This window comes from Pradoshia sp. Z6_59, assembly GCF_058267515.1.
This window is the reverse complement of record NZ_JBZCPP010000034.1, coordinates 1-6,883: the sequence shown is the minus strand read 5'-3', so window position 1 is coordinate 6,883 and position 6,883 is coordinate 1. Positions and strand designations below refer to the sequence as shown.

The following is a 6,883-nucleotide window of genomic DNA, read 5'->3' as shown; positions in this document are numbered from 1 at the left end:
AAAACTTTATTTTAACTCGAACGTAGGAATGCGGGTTGGAGGGGTGTGTTTTCGGAAAACTTTATTTTGATTACACAGAAGGTGTAACCATAAAATAAAGTTTTCCTAGACAAAATAAAGTTTTCCGATTCAGACTCGGTAATCGGTAAAATAAAGTTTTCCGATTACCGGGTCTTTTCAATATCTCCCCAGATTCCAGCAATAGGAATCCGGGCTTTTTTTTGTTTTCATTCCTCATGGTACATCTGGTCCCATTCGTCTCTAATGCCACTTAAATCCTTACTATTACAGGCTTTTTCGATAGGTTTATCAGGATTTATAGGTCTCCCGTGCTTAATACCGTCTCTTCCTTATGCTATTCTGGCCTTCAGGACCCTTATAAATCCCTCCCTGATCTTCTCTTATCTGTTTCGGAAAACATTATTTCAACTCCCCACAAACGTAGAAAAACAGGTGGAAAAACGGTCATTTTTGAATCAGGAGAGGGCCAAAATGGGGTTCGATACGAGTACTTTATTTTAACTCGAGCGTAGAAAGGCGGGTTGGAGGGGTGTATTTTTCGGAAAACATTATTTTGATTAAACATAGTAAAGACAAGATATGGTAAAGGGTTTGTATTATTTAGCTATGTTCAAATAATAGTGGCGTTGATCCAAATAGGAATAATGTTTTTTTGTTTGATTCCTTAATGTATAAACGGGGAAGGTTAGCGGAAGAAGGATTTCCTTCATCAACTCTAGAATAGTAATAACAAGGTATTTTAAGTAAAAGGTAATTAATGAGGAAGGAGGTCGACTTTATGGGATTCTGGTATTTCCTCATATTATTTATAGGTATCTTTTTAATGGCTATGGCCTTTATAAAACGTTCAATAAATACGGTAAAAAAACTGACTCTGTTGTTATTAGGAGTTTGTATGATTACTTTCTCTTTATTTATGTTCCAAGACGGTAGTGCAGAAATTGTGGATAATTTATTAAAATCTTTTAATATCAATTTGTGAAAACTGTATGTTTGTAAAAAAATATACTTAAACAAACGGGGGCATTGATCCAAGAAGGATTAATGCTTTTTTATGTTGAATTCCTTATAGAAGTAAAGGGCAGGTTAGCGGAAGAAGAACATTTAGATTATTTAATGTTAGAGATAGTTATTTACTGAATGTGGTAATATTGAATTGATCTATAACACAGAATCACTTTTTATTAAGGAGCCTCAGTAAATTATATGTGCTAACTCTATTATCAGGAGGCATTTTTAATGTTTAACTTCACAAAAATATCAATGATTAGATTCCCTAAATTGTTTATTCATTCCATTCTTCTCATCGTCACCCTTACGTTTTTAGCTTTATTAAGTGCAGACATAATTGGATGGATTATCGGAAGACCTATTGAAAAAAGCACAGGTTACGTAACTTTTATTACGATAATTTGGGTATTCTTTGCTTCACAAAGTGAAAAATATAAGAAACAGTCTAATGATTCTATGTGAATCATTTTAAGTATTAAAAATAGATGTGCATAATAAAAGACCAGTGAGTATGGGGGATAATTTTGATTAAAGGATATTCAAAAATTTACTTACAAAAGGTTGAAAGTTTAAATAAACAAGGGTTAATTTACTCAATAAATACAGCTGGTAAAACAATAGGAAAATTACAAGAATCAAAAAAATCCTCGAAAAAGGCAGGCAATCAAATGATAAAGCTGGCCAGCCTGATTCTCCTAGCTATACCTCAGAGAATTATCGTAGAAAATTTAGAAATAGATTTATTAGATGAAGAAGGAAAAGTTGTAGGTTATATAAAAAAAGAGATTGGATTTTATAAAGATTTAACTTTATACACGGAAAATGGAGAACATATTGCCACTGTGAAATCAACTTCAAAAGGTAAGTCACCATTAATAAAAGTTATTAATGCAAATGGTAATGAACTATTAACAGCAATAGGTAGTTATGATGCAATAGATTTCACAGTTAGGGATAACAGTACAAACAAACTGATTACTTCAATTAAGAAACGCTCCTTATTTTATGAGACGATAAAAGAAAATTTATTCAACAATGATGTGTATCATATAGAGAATAGTGAGCATAAAGAGGATGTATTATTTGAACTTATTGGGATAGTGGTTGCTATTGATATTCACTTCCATATGGGGTAATGAATTGGCAGGTTAGTGCAAGAAGAACAAGAGGTATCAGTAAATAATCAACTTGTTCTTCTCTTCTATTTTATATCTTTAAATATCCAAGCATAGTAATCATACTATTAGGGTTTAAAGGTATGCATTTATTCAGCAGGGTATACCAAATTTATCCTGGGCTCAGATCTAATTATATGTCATAAGCCCTCATCTTAGTTAGTTCCTTTTTGCGGTTATTATCTACTCTTCTTCTGCCAGTAACCCAATATCCTATCAGAAACAGTTCACCTACAATTGCGAAGAGGATTATTTGTATTAACGAATATTCCATTATCCCGGAAATTTGGATATATATTAACATCGCCAAATATACAATCGGTAAAATAGAACCCCAATACAATTTAATCCTAGTTGATAAAAAATATTGAATACCAAACGCTAATAAAGCTATCAATAATACATACCAATCATTCACTTATTCTCACCTCCTTTTTATATTTATCAATGATTAATTTTGCATCCTCTAAGCTAATTCGATCATCAATTGAAAGTTTCTTGATGAAACCTATAAATTCTTCACTTTCTATACTGTCATTAACCTCAATTTTTTGTATCAGTTTATCTAACCGAAGTCTAACGGTTGGATAAGAGACTTGGTAATATTTTGCTATCTCCTTTAATGAACCGGAATTTATAACAAAATTCTTAATAAACTCAATGTCTTCTTTCTCCAAAGACAAGAGCCAATTGGGCACTTCATTTTTATCCAAAATATCCCTCCTTTATAAAATTTAACTAAATATTAACATATTTATTAATAAAATCAAATAAAAATTTAATTTTATTAAAGGTTAATTAATTTTTGTTGATACCTTATTCAATTGAAGTAAGCAATAGCTTAGGATTCAGAACTGGTATAAGTCTATTCTTATCTTATGGAAGTAAAGGGCAGGTAGCGGAAGAAGGATTTTAATATATCTAAGTGGAATTTTTACAATAGACGAGATAAAGGGGCATCAAAATGCGGTTTTATTTTCGAACAATGAAAACCAATATATTTTTATCTTTAATTACTTTAATGGTATTGATTCTTTCAGTCGGATTTTGGTATGGAATACCCTTATTCGGGTTATCAGATTTCTTTTTTGAAACGAATACACCCATATTCGTTCAATTTGTTTTAATCTGCCTGAGTGTTGGTTTTTGTTTTTCAATAATTTGTATTCCACTTCATCTATCTTTCGCTAAAGAATATGCCATAAACAAAAAGAAAAATATGATAAATACTTTTTTTATAACTCAAGGTACTTTAATTATATTTGTAGCATTTCTATTTGCAGTTTTTTATTTAACCGTATCACTTTTAGCATTTTAAACCTTATCTTTAACTGACGATAGCCGAAGATCAAAGCTGTCAAATTGACGGTCTTTTCTTATGCTGCTAAAGGGGCAGGTTAGCTAAGAAGGAAGTTACTTATTTAGTATTGAATTTATAAGTTATATAAAGAAAATGGGGTGGATTCTATGAACAGAAAATATTTCTGGCTTTGGATGGTGTTGATTGCTATATTGGCATATTTTACAGAGGAATTAGTTAATTTTATGATGCTTTTTTTAATTTTGCTTACCTTAATGGAAATAAGTGATGAAATTAAAAAGAGAAATGAACGTCGAAATCCTTATGGAACAAATGGGGCAGTTTAGTGCAAGAAGGATTTGCTATAATACATATCGAATTTTAAAGTTGTAATATTGGAAGTCGTGGCTAATAGAGAGAAGGGTGAATATGAAGCTGTTGGTGAGTCTTGTTGTTTTTCTTTTAGCAGCATTTTTAGTGGAGAAAATAGTGAGGAAATATCTTGGTGTAAAGAAAATAGACCTTTCCGAAACTCTTGGAAAATCAATTGATCATTGGGGAAGAGTGATGATAGGTATACTTTTTGTGTTTACCTATTTGTTTGCCCTTGAAAAGGAATCGGATGACCTTTTAAAGTGGAATTTGATTCTATTTTTAACAGCATTAACGTGTTTACAAGTTATATTGGAATGGAAGTATCTAAAGGAATCAAAACAATATATTTCAACGATTATAAGTTCGATGATAATTATTCCTATCTTTTTTTTCGTTGTTCACTTTTACTACTAAAGGGGCAGGTTAGCTTAAGAAGGTGTTTTTATCAGTATTGGAGAATATCAATATGAACCAAAAAGAATTAGATTCGATAATTAAACAGCCACCAAATATAAGATATGAGTATTTTATTAAAAAGGTCGCTGATTATGAGGAAGTCTGGGGTTTATATGACGATGGTTGGGCAACAGTACAGGATGATGATGGAAATATGTTGATTCCTTTCTTTCCTAGAAAAGAATTTGCAGAATACTGTGCCGTTAATGAGTGGAATAACTTCAAAGCTGAACCAATTGAATTAAATGAGTTTATTGAGAACTGGCTTGTTGGTATGAAGAAAGATAGAGTTAAACCATCCATTTTCCCAATCAATGAAGACTCAGTAATGGTGGAGATCGATGTGTTATTAAGAGATTTAAATAGTGAGTTAGAGAATTATTAAGTAAGGTTTGCGTTTCAATATCAAGGGCTGTGGTTCAGCTCTTTTTTAGTTATTCCACAAACGGGGCAAGTTAGCTCAATAAGAATTTCGTACAAATTATGTTAATATTTACTGCTTTGCTAAGGAGGAAGACTTGATGGAATGGTTGCAAGGAGGTCCTTTTCTTGAAATTAGCTTCTTGTTGGAGCTGCGAAAAAAGAAAAAGGAGACTATACAGGATATTATAAATAAGTTATCTAAGGTTACATATAAAATTGAAATTTTCGATCATAACATTGATGAAATGCTAAATGCTTTTGAAAAAGGTCATCCTTTTGATTCAGAAGATTCCCAATCAATTTACTTACATTCTTTAAGATTAAGATTATATGTCTATTTATCAAGAAAACGAAAGGCAACATTACAAATAGAAAAGGTTTCTTCAAACGCGCTAATGGTGAATTTTTGGTTTTACGGCTCAAAGCTTGATGCCTTAGAATGGGAACAGGTTGGAATATTGGAAGATGAAATTGCGGATTTTCCAAATTTTTTCACTGAATTATTTTCAGTATATGAATATAAAGTTGGTGGAATGGCATTTGAAGAAGATGTACTTGGATTATTTGACTGTAATGAAGAATACCCTAGTGAATGTTATCGATTCGAAAACATTTCTCCAAATTATTTCCTTCAGGGGCCAACTCCTTTCATAGAGATATTGTGGAATGAAAAATACAAAAAATTAAATCATATTTCTTATGAACATAAAAGAGTTAATCAAGAAGGAGTTCTTATTAAAACTGGGAGATTTACTGTTGAAACTTAAGGCAACAACGGCAACAAATATATTCATATGTAAACTCTTTGTGGAATTTTATACTTAAACTAACGGGGGCATTGATCTAAGAAGGATTAATGCCTTTTTGTGTTGAAATCCTTATTGTAGAAACGGGGCAGGTTAGCTCAATAAGGATCCAACGAACTTTTACAAAATGTTACAATTAGAGGGAAGGATATAGCTATAATGAGAAGAATATATATTTTTATCACGCAATAACTAGTAAAAACACAGATGATTTGTCAATATAAAAAGAATAAAAATTAAAGTTGCTAATTAGATTTTATTTACTTGTATAGGGGGATGCAGAGTGAGTGAAAATTTAAAAGCCCAAGATAAAATAGAGCAAAAGTGTTTAGACAATGTTAGGAGAAGGTTATCTAAAGAAATTTGTTATGGTGTGTCTGACGAAAAATATGAAGAACTAAAAAAATGGCTGAGTGAAGCTAAACCTAATGAAAATAGTAGTGTATTTCCAGATTTTTTATTTGAGAATGGTTTTATAGAACATTTTGCTGTTACGTCATCCAATGAAAATAAAAAAGGATCAGCTCAGAAATCAGAATCATATAGGCTAAAAGAGAATATTAAGAAGGATTTTCAAAGGGATTTGGAAGATAGTGAAGAGGGGTTTGTAATAAGTCGATCCAAACATAGCCTATTTAAGGAACATACATATAGTAATATTGTAGATTCTATACAAAAGAATTGGGAGAAACACATAAGAAGTTATGATAATTATGTGTCTCCTTGTATACACGGTATTTTTCTGATTGAATATATGGATTGTTATTCAAACTGCAATCTGCAGAGAAGATCAACCTGCAGATATTTTTGATTCATATAGAATTAGCGTAGATAAGCATTTGTTAGAATGGATATACAATTTCAAAAATAAAATAGAGTATTTAATTTTTATTAATCCACTGTCAATCGAAATAATAAAAATAGAACAGATTTTAGAGATTATAACTAGTATCCCAAATGTGAGCTTTGCTCCTATTGTTGGTATGGAATTGCATACATACATAGGGGGAAATTTAATAAATGATTAGCTTAAGGTGAAACATAGCAAATAGAATATATTTCTTCGCTCAAACGGAAATTGTTTTGTGTTTTTGATTCACAGTTCGACCAAAATCTACAAATTGAAGTATTGTCCTATTGAACTAACAGGGGCGTTGATCCAGGAAGGATTAATGCTCCTTTCTGTTGAACTCCTTCAGGAAGGATTAATGCTCCTTTCTGTTGAACTCCTTATTGAAGTAAAGGGGCAGGTTCGTATTATATAGTTCAGCCAGAACTTTCTGGTTGAACTTTTTTCATTTGAATTTAATCTATCA

11 protein-coding genes are annotated in these 6,883 nt (G+C 31.2%); 8 read left to right on the top strand and 3 right to left on the bottom strand.

Annotated elements, in window-relative coordinates; genetic code table 11:
* The first annotated feature begins 799 nt into the window (after positions 1-799).
* The 3 genes from AC4D4B_RS19370 (at position 800) to AC4D4B_RS19360 (ending at position 2,168) form a co-directional block, all read left to right on the top strand.
* Positions 800-1,003, top strand: coding sequence for a hypothetical protein (locus tag AC4D4B_RS19370; protein ID WP_491000828.1), 204 nt, complete (start codon positions 800-802; stop codon positions 1,001-1,003).
* Positions 1,004-1,260: 257 nt separating this feature from the next.
* The gene (locus tag AC4D4B_RS19365) at positions 1,261-1,494 is read left to right on the top strand and encodes a hypothetical protein (RefSeq protein ID WP_491000827.1); all 234 of its coding nucleotides are present in this window, start codon (positions 1,261-1,263) and stop codon (positions 1,492-1,494) included.
* A 62-nt stretch (positions 1,495-1,556) separates the two neighbouring features.
* Positions 1,557-2,168, top strand: coding sequence for a hypothetical protein (locus AC4D4B_RS19360; RefSeq protein WP_491000826.1), 612 nt, complete (start codon positions 1,557-1,559; stop codon positions 2,166-2,168).
* A gap of 172 nt (positions 2,169-2,340) precedes the next feature.
* On the opposite strand, the gene AC4D4B_RS19355 is transcribed toward AC4D4B_RS19360, so the two are convergent.
* The 3 genes from AC4D4B_RS19355 to AC4D4B_RS19345 all read right to left on the bottom strand — a co-directional run bounded on the left by AC4D4B_RS19355 (position 2,341) and on the right by AC4D4B_RS19345 (position 3,314).
* Complete coding sequence (locus AC4D4B_RS19355; protein WP_490553213.1) at positions 2,341-2,625, bottom strand: hypothetical protein; 285 nt, start codon at positions 2,623-2,625, stop codon at positions 2,341-2,343.
* The gene (locus AC4D4B_RS19350) at positions 2,618-2,920 is read right to left on the bottom strand and encodes a DUF2089 family protein (protein WP_151675531.1); all 303 of its coding nucleotides are present in this window, start codon (positions 2,918-2,920) and stop codon (positions 2,618-2,620) included. The genes AC4D4B_RS19355 and AC4D4B_RS19350 overlap by 8 nt, the downstream gene beginning before the upstream one ends.
* 259 nt (positions 2,921-3,179) lie before the next feature.
* On the bottom strand, positions 3,180-3,314 hold the full coding sequence (locus tag AC4D4B_RS19345; protein WP_491000825.1) for a hypothetical protein: 135 nt from the start codon (positions 3,312-3,314) through the stop codon (positions 3,180-3,182).
* 360 nt (positions 3,315-3,674) lie between these two features.
* Between AC4D4B_RS19345 and AC4D4B_RS19340 the strand changes: the two genes are divergently transcribed.
* From AC4D4B_RS19340 to AC4D4B_RS19320, 5 genes are all read left to right on the top strand, one after another.
* Entirely contained in the window at positions 3,675-3,854 is a 180-nt protein-coding gene (locus tag AC4D4B_RS19340; RefSeq protein WP_491000824.1) for a hypothetical protein, read from the top strand.
* An 82-nt stretch (positions 3,855-3,936) separates the two neighbouring features.
* Positions 3,937-4,296 carry a DUF4181 domain-containing protein gene (locus AC4D4B_RS19335; protein ID WP_491000823.1) on the top strand — a complete coding sequence of 120 codons (360 nt, stop codon included), beginning with the start codon at positions 3,937-3,939 and terminating at the stop codon, positions 4,294-4,296.
* 52 nt (positions 4,297-4,348) lie between these two features.
* Positions 4,349-4,723 carry a DUF2750 domain-containing protein gene (locus AC4D4B_RS19330; RefSeq protein WP_491000822.1) on the top strand — a complete coding sequence of 125 codons (375 nt, stop codon included), beginning with the start codon at positions 4,349-4,351 and terminating at the stop codon, positions 4,721-4,723.
* A 136-nt stretch (positions 4,724-4,859) separates the two neighbouring features.
* A complete protein-coding gene (locus tag AC4D4B_RS19325; RefSeq protein ID WP_491000821.1) occupies positions 4,860-5,528 on the top strand; it encodes a hypothetical protein in 669 nt (222 codons plus the stop codon).
* 322 nt (positions 5,529-5,850) lie between these two features.
* The gene (locus AC4D4B_RS19320) at positions 5,851-6,378 is read left to right on the top strand and encodes a hypothetical protein (protein WP_491000820.1); all 528 of its coding nucleotides are present in this window, start codon (positions 5,851-5,853) and stop codon (positions 6,376-6,378) included.
* Positions 6,379-6,883: the final 505 nt, after the last annotated feature.

Bases quoted from the DNA above. Each gene is read 5' to 3' on its own strand.
- AC4D4B_RS19335 (WP_491000823.1), top strand. From the start codon at position 3,937: ATGAAGCTGTTGGTGAGTCTTGTTGTTTTTCTTTTAGCAGCATTTTTA.
- AC4D4B_RS19330 (WP_491000822.1), top strand. From the start codon at position 4,349: ATGAACCAAAAAGAATTAGATTCGATAATTAAACAGCCACCAAATATA.
- AC4D4B_RS19340 (WP_491000824.1), top strand. From the start codon at position 3,675: ATGAACAGAAAATATTTCTGGCTTTGGATGGTGTTGATTGCTATATTG.
- AC4D4B_RS19370 (WP_491000828.1), top strand. From the start codon at position 800: ATGGGATTCTGGTATTTCCTCATATTATTTATAGGTATCTTTTTAATG.
- AC4D4B_RS19365 (WP_491000827.1), top strand. From the start codon at position 1,261: ATGTTTAACTTCACAAAAATATCAATGATTAGATTCCCTAAATTGTTT.
- AC4D4B_RS19345 (WP_491000825.1), bottom strand. From the start codon at position 3,314: ATGGGTGTATTCGTTTCAAAAAAGAAATCTGATAACCCGAATAAGGGT.
- AC4D4B_RS19325 (WP_491000821.1), top strand. From the start codon at position 4,860: ATGGAATGGTTGCAAGGAGGTCCTTTTCTTGAAATTAGCTTCTTGTTG.